The 19,475-nt window shown below is 72.1% G+C and carries 20 protein-coding genes; 9 read left to right on the top strand and 11 right to left on the bottom strand.

Translation table 11 applies throughout. From position 1 onward, the window contains the following. Window positions 1-13 precede the first annotated feature (13 nt). Genes ACIBG7_RS09215 through ACIBG7_RS09195 form a run of 5 tightly spaced genes read right to left on the bottom strand, consistent with a single transcriptional unit; the run spans window position 14 to window position 3,924 of the window. Window positions 14-1,378 carry an alpha/beta fold hydrolase gene (locus ACIBG7_RS09215; RefSeq protein WP_397335732.1) on the bottom strand — a complete coding sequence of 455 codons (1,365 nt, stop codon included), beginning with the start codon at window positions 1,376-1,378 and terminating at the stop codon, window positions 14-16. A gap of 25 nt (window positions 1,379-1,403) precedes the next feature. After that, complete coding sequence (locus tag ACIBG7_RS09210) at window positions 1,404-1,964, bottom strand: hypothetical protein (protein ID WP_397335731.1); 561 nt, start codon at window positions 1,962-1,964, stop codon at window positions 1,404-1,406. A gap of 13 nt (window positions 1,965-1,977) precedes the next feature. Next, entirely contained in the window at window positions 1,978-2,829 is an 852-nt protein-coding gene (locus tag ACIBG7_RS09205; protein WP_357935548.1) for a M48 family metalloprotease, read from the bottom strand. Window positions 2,830-2,839: 10 nt separating this feature from the next. Further along, a complete protein-coding gene (locus ACIBG7_RS09200) occupies window positions 2,840-3,118 on the bottom strand; it encodes a hypothetical protein (RefSeq protein ID WP_357935546.1) in 279 nt (92 codons plus the stop codon). Continuing rightward, window positions 3,115-3,924 (bottom strand): PspA/IM30 family protein, encoded by an 810-nt coding sequence (locus ACIBG7_RS09195; RefSeq protein WP_357935544.1) that lies wholly within the window; start codon window positions 3,922-3,924, stop codon window positions 3,115-3,117. The genes ACIBG7_RS09200 and ACIBG7_RS09195 overlap by 4 nt, the downstream gene beginning before the upstream one ends. A 126-nt stretch (window positions 3,925-4,050) precedes the next feature. Between ACIBG7_RS09195 and ACIBG7_RS09190 the strand changes: the two genes are divergently transcribed. Further along, complete coding sequence (locus ACIBG7_RS09190) at window positions 4,051-4,662, top strand: DUF3043 domain-containing protein (RefSeq protein WP_357935541.1); 612 nt, start codon at window positions 4,051-4,053, stop codon at window positions 4,660-4,662. Between the two features lie 72 nt (window positions 4,663-4,734). Here the strand turns inward: ACIBG7_RS09190 and ACIBG7_RS09185 are convergent, their stop codons facing one another. Next, window positions 4,735-5,583 carry a hypothetical protein gene (locus ACIBG7_RS09185; RefSeq protein ID WP_397335730.1) on the bottom strand — a complete coding sequence of 283 codons (849 nt, stop codon included), beginning with the start codon at window positions 5,581-5,583 and terminating at the stop codon, window positions 4,735-4,737. 54 nt (window positions 5,584-5,637) lie between these two features. Here ACIBG7_RS09185 and ACIBG7_RS09180 point away from each other — a divergent pair, with 54 nt between their 5' ends. After that, window positions 5,638-5,958 carry a hypothetical protein gene (locus ACIBG7_RS09180; RefSeq protein WP_397335729.1) on the top strand — a complete coding sequence of 107 codons (321 nt, stop codon included), beginning with the start codon at window positions 5,638-5,640 and terminating at the stop codon, window positions 5,956-5,958. 59 nt (window positions 5,959-6,017) lie between these two features. Further along, window positions 6,018-7,016 carry an aldo/keto reductase family protein gene (locus ACIBG7_RS09175; RefSeq protein ID WP_357935533.1) on the top strand — a complete coding sequence of 333 codons (999 nt, stop codon included), beginning with the start codon at window positions 6,018-6,020 and terminating at the stop codon, window positions 7,014-7,016. A gap of 52 nt (window positions 7,017-7,068) precedes the next feature. Here the strand turns inward: ACIBG7_RS09175 and ACIBG7_RS09170 are convergent, their stop codons facing one another. Further along, the gene (locus ACIBG7_RS09170; RefSeq protein ID WP_357935530.1) at window positions 7,069-7,275 is read right to left on the bottom strand and encodes a hypothetical protein; all 207 of its coding nucleotides are present in this window, start codon (window positions 7,273-7,275) and stop codon (window positions 7,069-7,071) included. Between the two features lie 82 nt (window positions 7,276-7,357). Here ACIBG7_RS09170 and ACIBG7_RS09165 point away from each other — a divergent pair, with 82 nt between their 5' ends. Both ACIBG7_RS09165 and ACIBG7_RS09160 read left to right on the top strand, forming a co-directional pair. Further along, the gene (locus ACIBG7_RS09165) at window positions 7,358-7,999 is read left to right on the top strand and encodes an SCO2322 family protein (protein WP_397335728.1); all 642 of its coding nucleotides are present in this window, start codon (window positions 7,358-7,360) and stop codon (window positions 7,997-7,999) included. A 451-nt stretch (window positions 8,000-8,450) separates the two neighbouring features. Then, a complete protein-coding gene (locus ACIBG7_RS09160; protein WP_397335727.1) occupies window positions 8,451-9,398 on the top strand; it encodes a bifunctional adenosylcobinamide kinase/adenosylcobinamide-phosphate guanylyltransferase in 948 nt (315 codons plus the stop codon). 290 nt (window positions 9,399-9,688) lie between these two features. On the opposite strand, the gene ACIBG7_RS09155 is transcribed toward ACIBG7_RS09160, so the two are convergent. After that, window positions 9,689-10,486 carry an ATP-binding cassette domain-containing protein gene (locus tag ACIBG7_RS09155; protein ID WP_357935522.1) on the bottom strand — a complete coding sequence of 266 codons (798 nt, stop codon included), beginning with the start codon at window positions 10,484-10,486 and terminating at the stop codon, window positions 9,689-9,691. 24 nt (window positions 10,487-10,510) lie between these two features. On the opposite strand from ACIBG7_RS09155, the gene ACIBG7_RS09150 reads away from it, so the two are divergent. Both ACIBG7_RS09150 and ACIBG7_RS09145 read left to right on the top strand, forming a co-directional pair. Continuing rightward, a complete protein-coding gene (locus ACIBG7_RS09150) occupies window positions 10,511-11,818 on the top strand; it encodes a phosphotransferase (RefSeq protein ID WP_397335726.1) in 1,308 nt (435 codons plus the stop codon). Between the two features lie 298 nt (window positions 11,819-12,116). Further along, entirely contained in the window at window positions 12,117-13,106 is a 990-nt protein-coding gene (locus ACIBG7_RS09145; RefSeq protein WP_397335725.1) for an adenosylcobinamide-GDP ribazoletransferase, read from the top strand. Between the two features lie 315 nt (window positions 13,107-13,421). Here the strand turns inward: ACIBG7_RS09145 and ACIBG7_RS09140 are convergent, their stop codons facing one another. From ACIBG7_RS09140 to ACIBG7_RS09130, 3 genes are all read right to left on the bottom strand, one after another. Further along, complete coding sequence (locus ACIBG7_RS09140) at window positions 13,422-14,174, bottom strand: CPBP family intramembrane glutamic endopeptidase (protein WP_397335724.1); 753 nt, start codon at window positions 14,172-14,174, stop codon at window positions 13,422-13,424. A 793-nt stretch (window positions 14,175-14,967) separates the two neighbouring features. Continuing rightward, window positions 14,968-15,951, bottom strand: coding sequence for a DUF1648 domain-containing protein (locus tag ACIBG7_RS09135; RefSeq protein WP_397335723.1), 984 nt, complete (start codon window positions 15,949-15,951; stop codon window positions 14,968-14,970). Further along, on the bottom strand, window positions 15,948-16,295 hold the full coding sequence (locus tag ACIBG7_RS09130; protein ID WP_397335722.1) for a GntR family transcriptional regulator: 348 nt from the start codon (window positions 16,293-16,295) through the stop codon (window positions 15,948-15,950). Before ACIBG7_RS09130 ends, ACIBG7_RS09135 begins: the two co-directional genes overlap by 4 nt. Window positions 16,296-16,590: 295 nt before the next feature. Here ACIBG7_RS09130 and ACIBG7_RS09125 point away from each other — a divergent pair, with 295 nt between their 5' ends. Both ACIBG7_RS09125 and lpdA read left to right on the top strand, forming a co-directional pair. Further along, on the top strand, window positions 16,591-18,072 hold the full coding sequence (locus ACIBG7_RS09125) for a leucyl aminopeptidase (RefSeq protein WP_397335721.1): 1,482 nt from the start codon (window positions 16,591-16,593) through the stop codon (window positions 18,070-18,072). 38 nt (window positions 18,073-18,110) lie between these two features. Then, on the top strand, window positions 18,111-19,475 hold the full coding sequence (lpdA, locus tag ACIBG7_RS09120) for a dihydrolipoyl dehydrogenase (protein WP_357931735.1): 1,365 nt from the start codon (window positions 18,111-18,113) through the stop codon (window positions 19,473-19,475).

The raw sequence follows: 19,475 nt of genomic DNA, 5'->3' as shown, positions 1-19,475 counted from the left end.
TTCTGGCAGTCCGTTACCCCGGGCCGGGCTCCGACTCGTCCAGACACGCCTTGACGATCGCCGCCGGGTCCTCACGCAGCACGTCGACGCCGGGCAGCGTGAGCATCGTGCCGCCCAGCAGGCCGGCCAGCTCCTCCAGGCACGCGTCGCCGCGGCCGGAGCTGATCACCACGACCGGCACGGGCGGGAACGGGTGCTCCTCGCGGATCGTGCGCAGCTCGGCGGCCATCTCCCGGATGGCCAGCCACTCCCCCGTGACGGCCGCGGCCACCCGGCCCTCCGCGTAGACGCCGCCGGGGTCCGCCCGGCCGGTCAGGAGCCGGTGCCCGGCCGGTCCCGCGCAGCGCGCCACCGCGTGCGCGCCCCACGTGCCGCCGAACGCGGGCAGCCACCGCCCGGCCGTCTGCCCCCAGCCCGATGGATGGCGCAGCGGGCCCGAGCGGCACTTCGGGTCCACCAGCACGAGCCGGTTCACCCGCAGCGGGTGCAGGCGGGCGAACGCTTCGGCGTGCCAGGCGGCGACCGAGTGCGCGACCACCGTCACCTGCTCGGGGTGGGCGGGGGCCAGCGCGGCCAGGCGGGCGGCTTCGCCGTACAGGGTGGGGCGGAGCGGTTCTGCGGGGCTCAGGCCGAGCCCGGGGCGGTCGAAGCGGATGGCGGTCGCCTGCGGCGCCAGGCCGGCGGCCACCTCGTCCCAGTGGAACCACGCCCCGCCCAGCCCGGCGCAGAGCAGCACGGCGGGCCCTTCGCCCTCGCGCAGGACGTGCGGGAGCCGGGTGTCGGCGGGCGGGCACCGGGTCAGCAGCCGGGCGGCCAGGTAGAGCAGCCACAGCGCTATCAGGACGAGCTGGGCGCGCTGGGCCAGCCCGGCGAGGTTGCCGAGGACCATCGAGGCGAGCGCGAGCGAGGTGGCGGCCAGCGAGGCCGCGGTGATGACCCAGGCCAGCACGGTACGGCTCAGCAGCACCATCGAGACGGTGACGCCGGCGACCGACAGCGCACTGGTGACGGCATGCAGGTGGTGAGCGAGGGAGCGCTGGCCGCGTTCGCAGGCCGGGTCGCTGACCGAGGCGCAGTCGAGCGGCAGGAGCGCGCCGCCGACGGTGAACAGGCCGAAGGCGGCCAGGCCGAGCCAGCCCAGCCACTCGCGCGGGATCCGGGGCACCAGCGCCACCCCGGCCAGGCAGGCCAGGCCCGCCCCGGCGTCGGCGAGCTGGAACAGCCCCGACCACGGCTGATCACGCGCGGCCAGCTCGCTGAGGTAGCCGTGCATCCGGTCGAGGGCGGGCGTGGTGAACTCCCCCGGGATCCAGGCGCTGTACAGCACCGCGGCGAGGGCGAACGCCACGGCGGCGGCCACGCTCAATCTTCGCTCCACGTGATCATTAGATCACTATGGGTGATTATCGGGTGAGGGCGGGGATGTCCCAGAGTGCGAACCAGCGCGCGCGGTCCGGCTCCACCGGCAGTTCGGGACGCAGCGCCTCGGCTGCGCGGTCCTCCAGGACGGTGTCCCTGCGGTGCCCGTCGAGCGGGGCGAACGGGTAGAAGGTGCCGCGTTTGTACAGGTAGACCACCAGCAGCCCCCGGCCGCGCGACTCGAAGCGGAAGGCCGAGCACAGCAGCGACGGCCCGAACCCGGCGTCCTCCAGCGTGGAGTTGACCCCGTGCACCCGCTTGACCAGCTCGTCCGCCGACGGGTCGCGGGCGAGGAACCAGGTGTAGTCGTAGGCGTCCTTGATCTCCTCGCGTTCGCCGAGCAGGTCGCCGGCCTGCCGGTGCACGCCGGCGAAAGCCCGCCCCTCGGCGGCGCGGAAGCCGACGCCCGCCAGCCCGGCGGACGCGAACCCGGTCGCCGTGCCGAGCACCGCGGCGGCCGGCGGCAGCGCGAAGAGCGTGTCGAGGTCGGGCTCGGCCACGGTGGCGCGGCCGAGCAGGGCGTCGAGCCATCTCCTCCGGCGCACGTCAGCCCCGGCCTCAGGAGCCGAGCTCGGTGGCCAGCCAGCGCAACTGCTCCTGGCGGCGCGGGATGGGCGGGTGGGTGTCCAGCAGGTCCGGCAGGCGCTGGCCGGCGAACATCAGGGCGTTGGTCACCCGCGGCCCGTCCGCCGCGGCGGCGTCGATCTTGCCGAGCGCGGAGGCGAGGGCCGACGGACGCTGGGTCAGCAACGCGCCGCCCCGGTCGGCGGCCAGTTCGCGGTAGCGCGACAACGCGCGGGTGAGGACGAGGCTGATCAGGTAGACGACCCCGGAGGCGAGCGCCGCCAGCAGGCCGAGCGGCACCAGGGCCCGGCGACGGCCGCCGAGACCGAGGAAGAGCGCCAGCCCGGACAGCAGCCCGGCGACGGTGGAGAAGACGGAGACCGCGGTCGACAGGGCGACGTCGCGGTGGGCGAGGTGGCTGACCTCGTGCGCCAGGACGCCTTCCAGCTCACGCTGGTCGAGCCGGTCGAGCAGGCCCTGGGTGACGCACAGGGCGGCGTTGCGCGAGGTGTGCCCGGCGGCGAAGGCGTTGGGCTCCGCGGCGGGACTGATCGCCACCCGCGGCTTGGGAAGGTCGGCGAGCGCGCACAGCCGGTCGACGAGCGCGTGCAGCTCGGGCTCCTGCTCCGGGGTGACCTCCCTGGCCCCCATCGCCGACAGCACTAATCGGTCCGACATCAGGTGGAGGGTCACCAGGACGGCCGCCAGGGCCACCGCGGCGACGGCCGCCCCCACGCCTGCGGCGATGAGGGCGGCCACGAAGGCTGCGTACAGCAGCCCGAGCAGCAGGATGGTCACGAGCATGCGCCGGACCAGACGGCTGTCGGGGGCGAACCGCGAGCGCATGGCCGGGCGCCTAACCGGGGATGAGGCCCTGGTCGCCGAGCATCGCCCGTACCTCTTCCATCGAGGCGTCGGCGGGCGGCAGGATCAGCTCGGAAGGCTCCAGGCTCTCGTCCGGCAGCGACTTGCCGACGTGGCGGACCTTGTCGAGCAGCGCGTGCAGCCGCTCGCGGAAGGCGCCCTCGTCACCGGCGACGATGGCGCCCTCGAGCTCGTTGTCGAGCTCGTTGAGCGTCGCGATGTCGTCGGGGGCCACCTCGACCTGGCCCTCGCCCATGATGCGGATGATCATGAGTTCTCCCCCGGCTGCTGGTGCTGCTGGGTGGGGTGCGCCTGGGTCTGCGGCTGCTGCTGCGGCGCCGGCTGGCCCTGCTCGATCGCGGACTTGGGCGCCGGGGCCATGCCCAGCTCGGCCTTCATCCGGGCGAGCTCCAGCTCCACGTCGCGCCCGCCGCCCATGCGGTCGAGCTCGAGCTGGATGTCGTCGCCGCGCTGGCCGCTGAAGTCGTCGAGCACGCCGCTGGCGAGCAGCTCGTCGATCGCGCCGGCCCGGGCCTGCATCTGCGCCGTCTTGTCCTCGGCGCGCTGGATCGCGAGACCGACGTCGCCCATCTCCTCGGAGATGCCGGAGAAGGCCTCGTTGATGCGGGTCTGCGCCTCGGCGGCGGTGTAGGTCGCCTTGATCGTCTCCTTCTTGGTGCGGAAGGCGTCGACCTTGGCCTGGAGGCGGTGGGAGGCGGTGGTGAGCTTCTCCTCCTCGGCCTGCAGGTTGTCGTGCTGGACCTGGAGGTCGGCGATCTGCGTCTGCAGACCGGAACGGCGGCTCAGCGCCTCACGCGCCAGGTCCTCACGCCCCACCGACAGCGCCTTGCGGCCCTGGTCCTCCAGCCTGGTCGCCTGCTGGCGGATCTGGTTGATCTGCAGCTCCACCCGCTTGCGCGAGGTCGCCACGTCGGCCACGCCCCTGCGAACCTTCTGCAGCAGCTCGAGCTGGCGCTGGTAGGAGTAGTCCAGCGTCTCGCGCGGATCCTCCATCTTGTCCAGGGCCTTGTTGGCCTTGGACTTGAAGATCATGGAAAGTCTCTTCATCACGCTCATGCGCGTCGGCCATCCCCTTCTTAGGTCGTGCTGTCGGTCACCCACTGCAGCGCAGCCGCCTTGGGATTACCCTACGCATAACGTACGGGGGCGTCACTAAGTTGCAGTCCAGGTAGGGTTGACGTCGTGTTGCGACGCCGATCCCAGACCTCGGTGGACACCCCCGTCCCCGAAGACGATCCTAAGCCCCAGGGCAAAGGACGACCGACTCCCAAGCGCCGGGACGCCGAGGGGCGTCGGCGCCAGCCTGTCAGCGCTCCGCGCGACCGGAAAGAGGCCTACCGCCAACTGCGGGCCAAGCAGAACGCCGAGCGCCAGCGGGCCCGTGAGGGCATGCTGCGCGGCGAGGAGAAGTTCCTGCCGGTCCGTGACCGCGGCCCGGTGCGCAAGTTCGCCCGCGACTGGGTCGACGCCCGCCGGCTGCCGAGCCAGTACTTCCTGCCGTTCTCGCTGCTCATCCTGCTGCTGACCTGGATTCCGTGGGGCAACCAGCAGACCCAGATGACCATCTACTACTACGTCATCACGATCGGCTGGCCGGTCATGATGGTCGGCGTGGTGGCGACCTCGATCTTCGTCGCCTGGAAGGTCAAGAAGCTGGCGGCGGAGAAGTTCCCCAACGAGTCCATGAAGGGCGTCGGGTTCTACGCCGCCATGCGCGCGCTGCAGATCCGCAAGCTCCGCTTCCCCCCGCCCACCGTGCTGCCCGGCGGCAAGCCGGTTCCCCCGAAGAAGTAGCGGGCCCTTTCTCAGGGTCGGGTCAGGGTCCGGACCCCCGAGATCGGGGTCCGGGTCAGGGAAAGATCAGGGTCAGGGCAGCGGCACCCATTCCAGTTCGCCGGAGCGGACCACCGGGCGCTGGTCGTCCAGCGGGCGGCCCCGCTCGAGGGCGTCCGCCATGTCGCGCAGCAGCGCGTAGTAGGACGGGCGGCCGTCCTCGAACGCCGGGCCGGAGATCCTGCCCACGACGCCCATCCGGCCGGTCTCGGCGTGCACCACGTCCAGGATGCCGACCGGGATCAGGTCGCGGTAGCGCAACTCCTCCTCGCCCCACGAGACGCACTGCGCCCGCCACCGGTCGCGCATCCCCCGCACGTTGAGCGGCGTCGGCAGGCCGCCGTCGTGGCGCAGGAGCGAGGCCCGCAGGTCGTCGGGGAAGCGCAGGTTCATCTGGGCCTCGGCGATGGCGATCGTGCGGGCCCTGGCCGGGCGCGCGAGCGTGGCGCGGGTGACCGGCGCGTTCTCGGCCAGCCACCTCTCGATGCGCCGCCACTGGCGGTTGACCGCACGGACCACCCTCGGGTTCAGCGGGCGGACGACGGGGGCCGCCTGCCGTACGCACTCCGCCGGGGTGGGCGTCACGCTGGGCGACGGGGCGCTCTGGGCGGTGGCCGGCGCGGCGACGGGCGGGCGCATCCGGACGGCGCTCTGGCCGAGCGAGGCGCGCGGGACCAGCGGGACGACCGCCACGGCCAGCGTCACCGCCGTCGCGGCCAGTACGGCCAGCACGGCGCCCCAGAGGGGTCGCCGGCGTTCGGGCTGGGCGGTGGCCGCACCGCCGCCGGCCTCGGCCTTCACCCGGCGCGCGCGGCGGCGCAGCCGTACGCCGATCGCGGCCAGCACGGCCGCGGTGAGCAGCGTCCGCAGGAGCTTCGTCACGAGGGGACCCTACCGTTCAGTGGTTTGCAAGTTGATCTCGATAGAACTCACGCCATGAATCTTCGCGTGGTGGCGCCCAAGGCCTGGGGCGCCCTTGTCATCGGTTTGTTCGCTCTGGTGGTGCGGTTGAGCTCCCTGAGCACCGTGTCGCTCAACGGCAAGGTGACGTCGTGCTCCTACACGGACTTCGCGGGCATCGGGCTGGGCGGGCTGAGCGTGCTCCTGGCGCTGGTCGCCGGCTGGGAGGTGGCCACCGGCCTGCGGACCGACGCGCGCAAGGCGCCGACGCTGGCCGTGATGGCGGTGGCGTGCCTGCTGGGCGTGGTGGGCGTCATGAAGGGGCTCGGGATGATCTGGAGCCCGTGTACGGGCTGACCGCCGGTCGCCGGTGCCCGTGTACGGGCCGCCTGCCGACTGCCCCTAAGGTCGGATGTATGGAATTTCGTCACCTCGGCCGCAGCGGTCTCCTGGTCAGTGAGATCAGCTACGGCAACTGGATCACCCACGGCTCCCAGGTCGAGGAGGAGGCGGCCAAGGCCTGCGTGCACGCGGCGCTCGACGAGGGCATCACCACCTTCGACACCGCGGACGTGTACGCGCGCACCAAGGCCGAGGAAGTCCTCGGCCGGGCGCTGAAGGGCGTGCGCCGGGAGTCGCTGGAGATCTTCACCAAGGTCTACTGGCCCACCGGCGACGGGCCCAACGACCGTGGCCTGTCGCGCAAGCACGTCACCGAGTCCATCAACGGCTCGCTGCGCCGCCTGCAGACCGACTACGTCGATCTGTACCAGGCGCACCGCTTCGACCACTTCACCCCGCTCGAGGAGACGCTCAAGACCTTCGACGACCTCGTACGGCAGGGCAAGGTCCTGTACGTCGGGGTGAGCGAGTGGACCGCCGACCAGATCGCCGCGGCGCTCAAGATCGCCGACGAGATGGGCTTCGACCGCCTGGTCTCCAACCAGCCGCAGTACTCGATGTTGTGGCGGGTCATCGAGTCGGAGGTCGTGCCGCTCAGCGAGAAGGAGGGGCTCAGCCAGATCGTCTGGTCGCCCATCGCGCAGGGCGTGCTGACCGGCAAGTACCTGCCCGGCCAGCCCCCGCCCGCCGGTTCGCGCGCCACCTCCGAGGCCGGTGCGGGCTTCATCAACCGCATGCTCACCGACGACGTGCTGACCCGCGTGCAGGAGCTCAAGCCCATCGCCGCCGACCTCGGGCTCACCATGGCCCAGCTCGCGGTGGCCTGGGTGCTGCAGAACCCGAACGTCGCCAGCGCCATCGTCGGGGCGACCCGGCCCGAGCAGGTGCGTGACAACGTCAAGGCCTCCGGGGTCAAGCTCGACGCCTCCGTCATGGAGCGGATCGACGCCGTCCTCGGGCCGGTCGTGGAGCGCGACCCGGCCAAGACGGTCAGCCCGGCCACCCGGCCGTAGCCTTTCCCGGAAATCCCCTTGCGCCACAGGAGGCGCAAGGGGATTTCTTTTTTCACTCGGAGCGCAGTGACAATCCTGTGTATTCGGTGCGGTCATCCTCCAGCAGCGCGACCTTTTCCACACCGGATTCCAGCAGCTCACGCCAGTTCTCGCCCAGCCACGACTCCGCGTCGGCCTGGCTCGGAAAGACCTCGCGCGGCAATGGCCGATCTGTTACCTCACCACCATTGGCATTTTCATAACGCCACCGCCATGTCATGAATTACGCTCCCTTTTCGTTACCGGTTACGCACGAAGTCCTCAACAGCCTGCACCCTACTCCCGAGTATGGAGGCCGATCGATGCTGCGCGCCTTTCGTGTCGCCGCTTTCTCCCTAGCCGCCGCCTTTACTCTCTCCTCTCCTGCCCTTGCCGCACCACCTACCGGCGATCCGGCCGGGCCGCGGGCCTGGAGCCTCTGGCAGAGCGACGGCACCGCGTGGCTGTCGTTGCCCGCCACCGCCGAACGTCCCGCCGACGGCACCGTGCTCGGCTGGCGCTTCGCGGCCACCACCGACTTCGAGTCGCCCGCCGTCGAGGTGCCCGACTTCACCGCCCTGTGCGGGAAGACCGCCCTGCCCGAGGGGGGCAAGCGGGTGGGGCTGGCCATCGACTTCGGCGACGCCGAGCTCGACGCCTACCCAGGGGACACGCCGCCTCAGCAGGTGGTTACCTGTGTCACGGGGGCCGCGGACGCCACCGCCCTGCAGTTGCTGGCCGCGGCGGCCAAGGTGAAGGTGGAGGGGGAGACGGTGACCTCGGTCAACGGCTACCCGTCCCGCGCCCAGGGCACCGACCTGCCTGCTCCGGCTTCCGCCTCCGTCGCCGCTCCGGAGGCTTCCGGGGTGCCGGTGGGGTGGATCCTGGGGGGCGCTGGGGCATTGGCGCTGCTCGCGGGCGGCGCCGTGGTGGCCACCCGCCGCCGCTCCCGCATCTCCGCCTGACCCCCGGAGCGCTGCCTGAGCCGGCCCCTTACCGGTTGGGCCCGGTTACGGCACGTGGAGGGCCGCCCTCGGTTCCGGCGGGTTGGGCAGGTTGGGGCCCGCCACCCGCCGGTTCCTGCGAGCCGGGGCCGCAGCCCGGTGGTTCCTGCAGCTCTGGGCCGACCCCCGCCGGTTCCTGCAGGTCGAGGCCGACTCCCACCGGTTCCTGCAGGTCTGGGCCGACTCCCCGGCGGTTCCGCGCTCTCCCCCTGTTTCCACTCCCCTGCTACTTCGCCAGCCCCAGCACCTGCGGCCCGAGCCTCTGGCCCGGCCCGGTTGCCCGTGGCGGTCCCGGGATGACCGTCCGCTGTGGTGACCGGGCCTTCCCGGTGGGGCCGCCGCCCGCCTCGGATCCCTCCCCGGCCGGGCGGCGGCCTCACCCCCTTCCAGCCGGTGTCCTACGCTCGGTCAGGTGAAGATCCTGTTCACCGGTACGGCAGGCCAGTACGGCTGGCCGGAGCCGGGCTGCCGGTGCGCCTCCTGCCTCTCCCTCCCCCAGTCGGCCTGGCGCGCCCCCCTGGCCCTGTCCGTCGACGGCACCCCCGCCGACCTCCGCCGGCCGATCATCACCGGCACGGCCGGCGACCTCCTCCTCAACGCCACCCCCTTCGCCGACGCCGCTCCCGCAGAGGCGAGTTACGCAGCCGTCCTGGTCGACCCCACCACCGCCCCCCACGTGCTGGCCGACCTCCGCCGCAAAGGCCTCATCTCGGACGCGACCCACCTCCTGGCCGCCGCCCTGGACCACCGGACCCGCTCGGAAGCAGAACTCACCCGCCACTGCACCCTGTGGGGCCTGCAAGCCGTACAGGACGGCCAGGAGGTGGACACCGCAACCCCACCCACGCCCCGCACCCCGCTCCCCCTGAGAACCCTGCTCCTGGGCGGCTCCAGATCCGGCAAATCCGCCGAAGCCGAACTCCTCCTGGCCGCCGAGCCGTACGTCACCTACGTCGCCACCGGCCCCACAGGCGACGACGACCCCGAGTGGCGCACCCGCGTCGAGGCCCACCGATCCCGCCGCCCCGCCCACTGGACCACCACCGAAACCACGGAACTGGCCAAGACGATCGCCGAGGCCACCACGCCCCTGCTGATCGACGGCATCGGCTCCTGGCTGGCCACCCTCCAATGGCGCGAACCCACCCGCGTGGCCGACCACTGCGACGCCCTCATCGAAGCCTGGCGCCGCACCTCGCAACCGATCGTCGCCGTCTCCGACGAGGTCGGCCTGGGCGTCATCCCCGCCACCGCCTCCGGCCGCGCCTTCCGCGACGCCCTGGGCCGCCTCAACCAACGCCTGGCCGCCGAGTCCGAGCAGGTCGCCCTGGTCGTCGCCGGCCGCCTCCTGCCCCTCTAACTGGCAGACGCCGAAGCCGAGGGGGAGGGACCCGGCCGCCCACTCAACCCGCCCCACCGGGCCCACCGGGCCGGGCCCACCGGCCCACCCGACCGCCGCCCGATGACTTGGGCCCCCTGAGCCGCTTGGGCCCTGGACCATCTGGACCATCTGGGCCACCTGGGGCACCTGGGGCACCTGGGGCACCTGGACCACCCGGACCGCTTAGTCCGTCTGGAGCGCTCGGGCCGTTTGAATCGCTAGGCCGTTTGAATCGCGTGGGCCCTTAGGACCCCCTCACCCACCGCCGGCTAGCCCGCCCGCCGCGCATACCAGCGCCCGTCATGCCGCTCCACCCGCAGCCTCCGGTCAAAGCACGCCGACAGGTTCTCCGCCGTCAGCACCTCCTCCGCGGTCCCCCGAGCCAGCACCCGCGCATCCCGCATGAGCATCGCGTGCGTCGTAGTGGCCGGGATCTCCTCCAGATGGTGCGTAACCGTCACGGTCGTCAGCACCGGCCGGTTGTTCGCCAGATCCTCCACCGCCGCGATCAGATCCTCCCGAGCCGGCAGATCAAGCCCGGCGAACGGCTCGTCCAGCAACAACACCGCCGGATCCGGCATCAACGCCCGAGCCACCCGAATCCGGGCCCGCTCCCCCTGCGAGCACACCCGGAACCGCCGATCCGCCAGATCCTTGCACCCGAGATCCGCCAGCAGCCGATGCGCCCGCTCGTGCTCCGCCGGCCCGTACCGATCCCACAGCGGCGCACTGGTCCCGGTATGCCCGGTCAGCACCACGGTGTGCGCCGTGGCCCCTTCCTCCTCCAACAGCTCCTCGTCGATCAGCCGCTGGCTGGCCGTCACCAGCCCGAGGTGCTTGCGCAGTTCTCGCAGGTCGACGCGTCCCAGCCGATGCCCGAGCACCTGTACGACGCCCTCAGTCGGGTGCCGCACCGCGGCCGCCAACGACAGCAGCGTCGTCTTCCCGGCCCCGTTCGGCCCCAGGATCACCCAGTGCTCGCCGTACCTCACCTGCCAGTCGAGCTCCGCGAGCAGCGTCCTGCCCACGACCTTCACCGACACCCCGGCCACCTCAATCGCATGCATCCGGCCACGATAACGTCACCAAATGTGCGCCATGCCAGGATCCAGGACCTGATCACCCACGACGCCCACGGCCGCCCGATCCCCACCGACCGGGACGAACTGACGGCCGCCCTCGCCGCCGCCCGCGCCGCCACCCCGCTCACCCACACCGCCGCCCGCTGGTCCGCCGTAGCCCTTCTCGCCCTTGCCACCCCGCGCCCGTACGGCAAGCCCCACGGCCCCACGCCGCATGGTCCCGACGGTGGCCTGCCTGCCGCTCACGACCACGGCGACTCCGTGCAGGCCGCGCACAACGACACCCGCACCCCGGTCGACCCCGCCGCGCCCCACGAGACCGCTGCCCTGTGCGGCTCCGCTGCGTACGACGAGGCCCGCGACCTGCTCGACCGCGCCCTCGCCCTGGCCCCCGCCCCAGCCGACCTCGTCGCGACCCGCCTCGACCTCGCCACCCTCCACCACCTCCGGGGCGACCTCTACGCCGCCACCACCCTCCTCACCCGCACCCTCCCCCTGGCCCGCGACCACGCCCCCGCCTTGGAACAAACCGCCCTCAACCACCTGGCCACCCTGACGAGCGCCGACTTCCGCCAGACCCTCCCGCCCGCCATCGCCGCTCTCCTCGGCCCGTCCCCCACCTGGTCCGACGACCACGAAGGACTCAGCGGCTCGGTCTCCCGCGTCAAAGCCACCACCGGCACGTTCTGGATCAAGCACGGCCCCGCCGCCACCGCCGAACACACCCGCCTGACCTGGCTGACAGCCCGAGGCCTCCCCACCCCCGAGATCGCCGCCTACGAGCCCAACGATCCGGCCCTCACCCCGGCCCTCCTGGTGCTGGCCGACGCCGCCTCCCCCAGCCTCGCCACCGCCTCCCTCTCTGGGGCCGAGATCGGCGCCCGCCTGGGCCGTACCCTCCGCGCCCTGCACACGCTCCCGCCCTGCCCGTTCGACGGCAGCTTGGACGTCATGCTCGACGAGTCCCGCCGCCAGGTCCTGGAAGATCTCGTCGACGCCGACGACTTCGACCCCGACAACGAGGGCCAGACCCCGGGCCAGGTCCTCACCCGCCTCCTCACCACCCGCCCTCCCGCGGAGGACCTCGTGGTGACCCACGGCGACTTCACCCCCTCGAACGTCCTGCTCAACGGCACCATCCTCGACGTCTCCCGCCTGGGCATGGCCGACCGCCACCGCGACCTCGCCCTGGCCGCCCGCGACCTCACCGAGGACTTCGGCCCTGCCGCCGTCACCGCCTTCTTCACCGCGTACTGCCTGGCCACCCCCGACCCGGCACTCCTGGAGTACTACCGCCTCCTCGACGAACTCTTCTAACCCCGCCCCTCCAAGCCCCGAACCACACCTCCAAGACAGCCGGCCACACCTCCAAGACAGCCCGGCCACACTTGCAAGACAGCCCGGCCACCCCTTCAAGACAGCCCGCTCGCCCGCCCAAGACACCCCGGCCACCCGTCCCTAGGCCATCCCCACGCCGTCGCTCCGACTGGCCCACCAGCCGCGAGCCCAGTTCCGACCGGCACGCCCGGCCAGCCACCCAGTCCCGGCCACTCCCCCGCCCCGACCGGCCAGCCGCCCCAGCCCCACCCGCGGCCACCCCATACGATCAACCGATATGTCATGGGTCGACGGCGCCAAGTTCGCGGTGGGAACGCTCAGCATCTTCCGCGTCCACGTAACCCGAGTCGACCGAGAAGTCGTAGGCCAGGCAATGACCCTGGCCCCCGTCGTCGGCATCGCCCTGGGCCTGATCGCCGCCATCCCCCTGCTGCTCTCCCCAGGCCTCCTCGGCGCAGTCCTGGCGCTGGCCGTCCTGGCCTACCTGACCCGGGCCCTCCACCTGGACGGCCTCGCCGACCTCGCCGACGGACTGGGCAGCGCCAAACCCGCCCCTCAAGCCCTCGACATCATGAAGCGGTCCGACATCGGCCCCTTCGGCGTCGCGACCTTGATTTTCACCGTCCTCGCCCAGACCGCCGCCCTGGCCGGCCTCCCGCCCGCAGCCTCTGTCGCGGCCCTGATCACCGCCACCCTCACCGGCCGTCTCGCCCTCACCTGGGCCTGCCGGTCAGGTGTCCCCTCAGCCCGCCCCGACGGCCTCGGCGCCATGGTCGCGGGCACAGTACGGCGCAGCACGCCCTACCTCGTCACCCTCCTGGCCCTTGCCTTCGCCGCCCTGCTTGCCGTGACCTCCGTCACCTTCCTCGCTCTAGAGGGCACCACCCCAGCCGTGAGCAACCCCACCTCGACCGCGGGCAACCCCACCCCAGCCGTGGACGGCACCAACCCAGCCGTGGGCGGTACCAACCCAGCCGTGGACGGCCCCACCCCAGCCGTGGACGGCCTCAACCCGGCCGTAGGCGGCCCCACCCCGGTCCTGGGTGGCACCACCCCACAAGCCCTGACTCCCGCCGCCCTGCTCCTGCCCGGCGGCCTGCCGTTGGTGGTCGTTCTCCCGATCTCCGTCCTCGCCGGGCTCGGGGCCGCGCTGCTCCTCCTCCGCCGGTCCGTCAAGCGCCTGGGCGGCATCACCGGCGACGTCCTGGGCGCCCTCGTCGAAACCGCCACCACCGCCGCCCTCATCACCACCGCCGTCCTCGTCTGAGGGCTCAGCCCCCTAGGTGGGAGCGGGCGACACGTGACAGGGGCGTGTTCTGAGGGCGTGAGGACTTGAGAGCGGGCGAGGTGGGATGAGGCGCGGTTGGCCTCAGCGCACCAGCCTCGCCCGTCCGGTCTCACCGCGTCTCGTCGCGTGGGTCGATGGATCATCCGCTGCGTACGGCCTGTCGTACAGCTCGGCCCGCGAGTACGGCCTGCCGTACAGCTCTACCCGCGGGTACGGCCCGGCGTACAGCGGCCCGCAGGTACGGCTGAAGCGCGACCAGTGTGCTGGTCGCGCTTGGCGAGCCTCGACGGTCCGTTACGCCTGCCGTACTGGCCAGAAGCGGAAGAGGCAGGCGGCGGTGAGGGCCATGAGGGCCCAGCCTGTGAGGCCGGTGATGCCGGCCAGGACGTAGTTGGGCGGGGTGTCCGGGGCGGCGAAGAGGGCGATCATCGGGGCGACGGCGTTGAGGGAGCCGTGGGCGATGACGGCGGGCCACACGCTGCCACTGCGGAGGCGCAACCAGGAGAAGAGGGCGCCGATGAGGACGGTGGCGCCGGTGAACATGAGGGCGGCCCACGGGCCCAGGCTCGGGTAGTTGTAGCCGAGCAGGGTGAGGGGGGCGTGCCAGGCGCCCCAGATGAGGCCCGAGATGAGGACCGCCTGCCCTACGCCACGGGACTCGACGAGGCGGGGCAGGAGCCAGCCACGCCAGCCCCACTCTTCGCCGAGGGAGGGCAGGGCGTTGAGGACCGGGCCGATGAGGGCTGAGCCGATGATCTGGGCGGTGAGGACCAGGGGGAGGTTCTCGGGGACGGGGAGGCCGGCTGTGCGGAGGTTGGCGGCCATGCCCGAGAGGTCTGCGGGGAGGAGGCCCAGGGCGATGCTCAGGCCGAAGGCCAGGACGATCAGGACCGGGGTGCCCAGCCAGGCGGTGAGGAGGATCAGGAGGGTGCGTTTGCGGTTGGGGCCGAGGGTGAGGCCGGTTTCGGTGGCCATCTGGCGGAAGGGGGTGGTGCGGCGGTTCACGACCCAGACGGCCAGTACGGCGATGGTTGGGGTGGCCATCATGGCGACGGCGTAGACCGGGGCTGTTGGGGAGTTCAGGCCGGTGCCCAGCCAGAGTGGCAGGGCTATGAGCCAGGACAGGCCGAAGGCGACCGCTAGGAAGACGGTCAGGTCGCGTTTCCGTGCGGCTTGGTTTCGGGGTGGGGATGAGGGCTGGGAGGGAGTCGGGGGCATCGGGGGCTCCGGAGGAGGCAGGGGCCGCGCTCGGTGGCGGCACGGGCTGTCTGGGGGCCGAGGGTGTTGGCGCGTGGGTCGGGGTGGGTGGGGCTGCGGCGGTGGCCGCGACCTAGGCAGGTGGCTGGCTAGGAGGGACGGGCAGTTGAACCGGCGGACGGCCGCCTCGGCGGACGGCTGACCGGGCGGCTCGGCGGACGGCTGACCGGGTGAACGGACGGCTCGGTGGGACGGACGGCTCGGTGGGACGGACGGCTCGGTGGGACGGACGGCTGACCGGGCGTCGTGGATTGCATGCTCACCGCGAAGTCCGCGTGTCCGCTGGGAGGGTGTCGCCCGGGGGTGATGGGCGAGGCGGACGGACAAGGGTGGCGGACGGACGAGCGACGGCGACGGACGGCAAGGGTGCCAAGCGGACGGACGGTGACGGTCGGTGACGGACGGATGAGGGTGGCGGACCAAGTGGTGGGCCACAGTGGTGGGCGGGTCTAGTAGCGGGTTAGGCGGGTGGGCGGGTCTAGTAGCGGGTTAGGCCGGTGGACAGGTTGGGCGGTTGGGCTGGTGGGTGGGTGGGTTGGGGGGCGGGGCGGCTGGGTTGGGGGCGGGGCGGCGGGGGGTGGGGCTAGGGGGTGGGGGTTTCGGCTATGAGGGCGTTGATCAAGGAGGCGCCGTTGCGGGCGTCGTCGGTGCTGATGATCAACTGGCCGCCGGAGCGGTAGCGGAGGACGAGGCAGTCGCCGCCGCGGATCATGATGGCGGCCATGCCCGGGACGCCGCGGATGCCCCAGCCGCCGACCTGGCTGGGGAAGCGGTCCTCGGCCCAGGCGGTTTCGATCTTGGCGAGGGGGATGCGGCGCACCGGCCAGCCGAAGGGGCCGAAGCCGACGGCGACGCCGGCCGGGCTGACGCGGACGGAGACGGTGTAGGTGAGGATGCCGGCCACGAAGACGATGACGGTGCCGGCGAGGCTGGCCCAGAGGGTGGCGGAGGGCAGGACGCCGATGAACCACAGGACGAGCAGGACGAGGGCGACGACGGCGGGCAGGGCGGCGAGGAGCGCAAGCCAGGGGTTGAGGACCCGGCTGACCCAGACGGAACGCTCGCCGGCCCGCAGCCGCAGGGCGGGAGGCGCCTCGCCGTCGGGGACGGGCTGGTCGGGGGCGCCACGGAAGGCGAAGCCGGCGGCCACCGCGCCCAGGACGGAGACGAGGAGCACGGTGACGGCGGCCCAGACGGGGCTTCGGGCCTCGGTCCAGGCAGGGGCGTCGAGGTTGGCCAGCACGGTGGAGAGCTCCATGCCGGCGGCGAACAGGCCGGACCAGGCGAGGACGGCCCACCAGTAGCCACGGCTGAGACGCCGGTCGAAGACCTGGCCGTGGACGGCCACGCCCATGGAGACGGCCCACAGCACGAGGAAGATGCCGATGGCGAAGAGCAGGCTGACGGGGAGGCTCATCGAGGAGTCGGGCCGGCCGCCGCTGCTCCAGTGGGTGGCGAGCGGGTCGGGCAGGCGGTCGCGCAGCAGCAGGGCCGGTATGAGGATCGCCGCGACGACCAGCGGGGCCCAGAGGCCGCCGAGGGTGAGGGCTCGCGTGCGCGGGCTCATGGCAACTCCTTCAACATTTCGATGAGGTCTTCACGGCTGTAGCCGTACCGACCGGCTTCCTCCAGCAGCTCACGCAGGCGCAGGACGATCGCGAGGCGCCCCTCGACGAGGCTGGCGACGCTCACGCCGCGGCCGCGGCGGAACTCCAGGACGCCCTCGTCGCGGAGCTCGCGCAGGGCGCGGAGGACGGTGTTGGCGTTGATGCCCAGGGCATCGGCCAGGTCTCGGGCCGGCGGGAGGCGATCTCCGGGGGCGTAGGAGCCCTCGGCGATGGCGCGCCGGATGGCGCCGGCGACCTGCTCGTGCAGGGGCCGTTGATCGTTGAGATCGAGGGTGAGCAACATGGTGATAATGACGATAGCACCATCGGATCGCTTGGTGCTAATCGAGATAGCACCAAGCGCCTTGCTCGAACGCGAAGCCCCGGTGGGGGTGAGGCGCGCGCGCCCGCTCGACGGCGGGCGCGCGCGGGGGCACCAGGAGACAAGGCTGCGCGGCGTGCCAACCGCGACCGCCGAGGCAGGAGACGCCGCTGGGAGCGGGGTCAATTGGTGGGATGATCCTCTATGCTGGATCAGGCAAAAGATGGGATGACCCTCTGTTATGCGTAGGGACAAACCCTGGATAGCATCGGTTTACGTGACCACTGTGCGGCTGAACTCAGCAGACCCTGTCTCATATGACACCGACGCTCTGATCGTCGGATTCCACTCCGGCGCGGCCGGTCCCGCCGTCGCGGCGGGCGTCGAGGGGCTCGACGGTCTCGACGCGGCCTTCGGCGGCAAGCTGGGCGCCACGCTGGCCCAGCTCGGCTTCCACGGCAAGGCCGGGGAGCTCGCCAAGGTGCCCACGTTCGGCGCCGTCACCGCCCCGCTCCTGGTCGCCGTCGGCCTCGGCGAGGAGACCAGCGTGGAGGGCCTGCGCCGCGCGGCCGGCTCCGCCGTACGCTCGCTGAAGGACACCAAGCGGGCCGCGCTGGCGCTGCCCGCGGGCAGCGCCGAGGAGGCCGAGGCGGTCGCGCTCGGCGCGCTCCTGGGCGCCTACACCTTCGACCGCTACCGCGCCGACAAGCAGCAGGCCGTCGAGACGATCGAGGTGCTGTCCGGCGCCGGGTCCGAGGCCGGCGAGCGCGCCTCGGTGCTGGCCGAGTCGGTCGCCCTGGTCCGTGACCTGGTCAACACCCCGCCGTCCGACCTGTGGCCGGGCAAGTTCGCCGAGATCGCCGAGGAGCGCGGCGCCGAGGCGGGCATCAAGGTCGAGGTGCTGGACGAGAAGCAGCTCAAGGAGGCCGGCTACGGCGGCATCCTGGGCGTCGGCCAGGGCTCCTCGCGCCCGCCGCGGCTGGTCCGCCTGTCCTACACCCACCCCGAGGCCGCCAAGACGCTGGCCTACGTGGGCAAGGGCATCACCTTCGACTCGGGCGGCCTGTCCATCAAGCCGTCGGCGGCGATGGACTGGATGAAGTCCGACATGGGCGGCGCGGGCGCGGTGCTCGGCGCGCTGATCGGCATCGCCAAGCTCGGCCTGAAGGTCAACGCGATCGGCTACCTCTGCCTGGCCGAGAACATGCCCTCCGGTACGGCGCAGCGTCCCTCCGACGTCCTGCACAGCTACAGCGGCAAGACCGTCGAGGTGCTCGACACCGACGCCGAGGGCCGCCTGGTCCTCATGGACGGCATCGCCCGCGCCGCCGAGGACGACCCCGACCTGATCGTCGACGTCGCCACCCTGACCGGCGCGCAGATCGTCGCCCTGGGCTGGCGTACGGCCGGCGTCATGTCCAACGACGACGAGGTGCGCGAGGCCGTCGTGGCCGCGGCCGACGCCGCCGGCGAGGGCGCGTGGGGCATGCCCCTGCCCGAGGAACTGCGCAAGGGCCTCGACTCGCCGACCGCCGACATCGCCAACCTGCACCCCGAGCGCTGGGGCGGCATGCTCACGGCGGGCATCTTCCTGCGGGAGTTCGTGCCCGCGGGCGTCAAGTGGGCGCACATCGACATGGCCGGCCCGGCCTTCAACAAGGGCGAGCCGCACGGCTACACCCCCAAGGGCGGCACGGGAGCCTACGTCCGCACGCTGATCGGACTGGCCGAGCGGCACGCATCCAGCGCCGGCAAGTGAAAAGATGACGGCATCGAAACCGGACAAGGAGCAACCCCGTGGCCTATGACATCGTCGTCCTGGGTGGCGGTAGCGGCGGCTACGCCTGCGCGCTGCGCGCGGCCGAGCTGGGCAAGTCCGTCGCGCTGATCGAGAAGGACAAGATCGGCGGCACCTGCCTGCACCGCGGCTGCATTCCCACCAAGGCGCTCCTGCACTCCGCCGAAGTGGCCGACGAGGCCCGTGACGCCGCGGCGTACGGTGTGAAGGCTCGCTTCGAGGGCATCGACCTGCCCAAGGTGCACGAGTTCAAAGACAAGATCATCACGCGCGCCTGGAAGGGCGTCCAGGGGCTGCTCAAGTCCGCCGGGGTGACCGTCATCGAGGGTGAGGGCCGCCTGGTCGGCCCCAACCGCGTCCAGGTCGGCGACGAGGTCGTCGAGGGCGCGAACGTCGTCCTGGCCACCGGCAGCGCCCCGAGGTCGCTGCCCGGGCTGGAGATCGACGGCGAGAAGATCATCACGAGCGAGCACGTCCTGAAGATGGACCGCCTGCCCAGCTCGGTGGTCGTGCTCGGCGGCGGCGTCATCGGCGTCGAGCTGGCCAGCGTCTACAAGTCGTTCGGCGCCGAGGTCACCATCGTCGAGGCCCTGCCGCACCTGCTGCCGACCGAGGAGGAGTCCAGCTCCAAGCTGCTGGAGCGGGCCTTCCGCCGGCGCGGCATCAAGTACGAGCTCGGCGTCTTCTTCGAGGGCGTCAAGACCACCGACACCGGCGTCGTCGTCTCGCTGGCCAACGGCAAGACGCTGGAGGCCGACCTGCTGCTCGTGGCGGTCGGCCGCGGCTCGGTCAGCGCCGGGCTGGGCTTCGAGGAGCAGGGCGTCACGGTCGAGCGCGGCTCGGTCGTCGTCGACGAGTTCTGCCGCACCTCGGTGCCGGGTGTCTACGCCATCGGCGACCTGATCCCGACGCTGCAGCTCGCCCATGCCGGGTTCGCCGAGGGCATCCTGGTCGCCGAGCACATCGCCGGGCTCAACCCGCCGCCCATCGACTACGCGGGCGTGCCGCGCATCACCTACTCCGACCCCGAGGTGGCCTCCGTGGGCCTGACCTCGGCGCAGGCGGCCGAGCGCGGCATCGAGATCGTCGAGCAGGTCTACGACCTGGCCGGCAACCCCAAGAGCCAGATTCTCGGGACGGGTGGCGCCGTCAAGGTCATCGCCCAGAAGGACGGGCCCGTCGTCGGCGTCCACATGGTGGGCCGCCGCATCGGCGAGCTCGTCACCGAGGGACAGCTGATCTACAACTGGGAGGCGCTCCCCGCGGAGGTCGCCCAGCTCATCCACGCCCACCCGACCCAGTCGGAGGCTGTCGGCGAGGCCATGCTGGCTCTCGCGGGCAAGCCCCTGCACGTACACAACTAA

The sequence above is a fragment of the Nonomuraea sp. NPDC050328 genome, assembly GCF_044459405.1.
In the GTDB taxonomy this organism is placed as follows: Bacteria; Actinomycetota; Actinomycetes; order Streptosporangiales; family Streptosporangiaceae; genus Nonomuraea.
The sequence above is the reverse complement of the archived record's forward strand: the minus strand, read 5'-3'. Positions and strand labels throughout refer to the sequence as shown.

Excerpts from the sequence above, each read along its gene's own strand:
- ACIBG7_RS09180 (WP_397335729.1), top strand. The coding sequence starts at position 5,638 with ATGAATCTTCGCGTGGTGGCGCCCAAGGCCTGGGGCGCCCTTGTCATC.
- ACIBG7_RS09130 (WP_397335722.1), bottom strand. The coding sequence starts at position 16,295 with ATGTTGCTCACCCTCGATCTCAACGATCAACGGCCCCTGCACGAGCAG.
- ACIBG7_RS09140 (WP_397335724.1), bottom strand. The coding sequence starts at position 14,174 with ATGATGGCCACCCCAACCATCGCCGTACTGGCCGTCTGGGTCGTGAAC.
- ACIBG7_RS09170 (WP_357935530.1), bottom strand. The coding sequence starts at position 7,275 with ATGACATGGCGGTGGCGTTATGAAAATGCCAATGGTGGTGAGGTAACA.
- ACIBG7_RS09195 (WP_357935544.1), bottom strand. The coding sequence starts at position 3,924 with ATGAGCGTGATGAAGAGACTTTCCATGATCTTCAAGTCCAAGGCCAAC.
- ACIBG7_RS09175 (WP_357935533.1), top strand. The coding sequence starts at position 6,018 with ATGGAATTTCGTCACCTCGGCCGCAGCGGTCTCCTGGTCAGTGAGATC.
- ACIBG7_RS09200 (WP_357935546.1), bottom strand. The coding sequence starts at position 3,118 with ATGATCATCCGCATCATGGGCGAGGGCCAGGTCGAGGTGGCCCCCGAC.
- ACIBG7_RS09135 (WP_397335723.1), bottom strand. The coding sequence starts at position 15,951 with ATGAGCCCGCGCACGCGAGCCCTCACCCTCGGCGGCCTCTGGGCCCCG.
- ACIBG7_RS09145 (WP_397335725.1), top strand. The coding sequence starts at position 12,117 with ATGTCATGGGTCGACGGCGCCAAGTTCGCGGTGGGAACGCTCAGCATC.
- ACIBG7_RS09155 (WP_357935522.1), bottom strand. The coding sequence starts at position 10,486 with ATGCATGCGATTGAGGTGGCCGGGGTGTCGGTGAAGGTCGTGGGCAGG.
- ACIBG7_RS09205 (WP_357935548.1), bottom strand. The coding sequence starts at position 2,829 with ATGCGCTCGCGGTTCGCCCCCGACAGCCGTCTGGTCCGGCGCATGCTC.
- ACIBG7_RS09165 (WP_397335728.1), top strand. The coding sequence starts at position 7,358 with ATGCTGCGCGCCTTTCGTGTCGCCGCTTTCTCCCTAGCCGCCGCCTTT.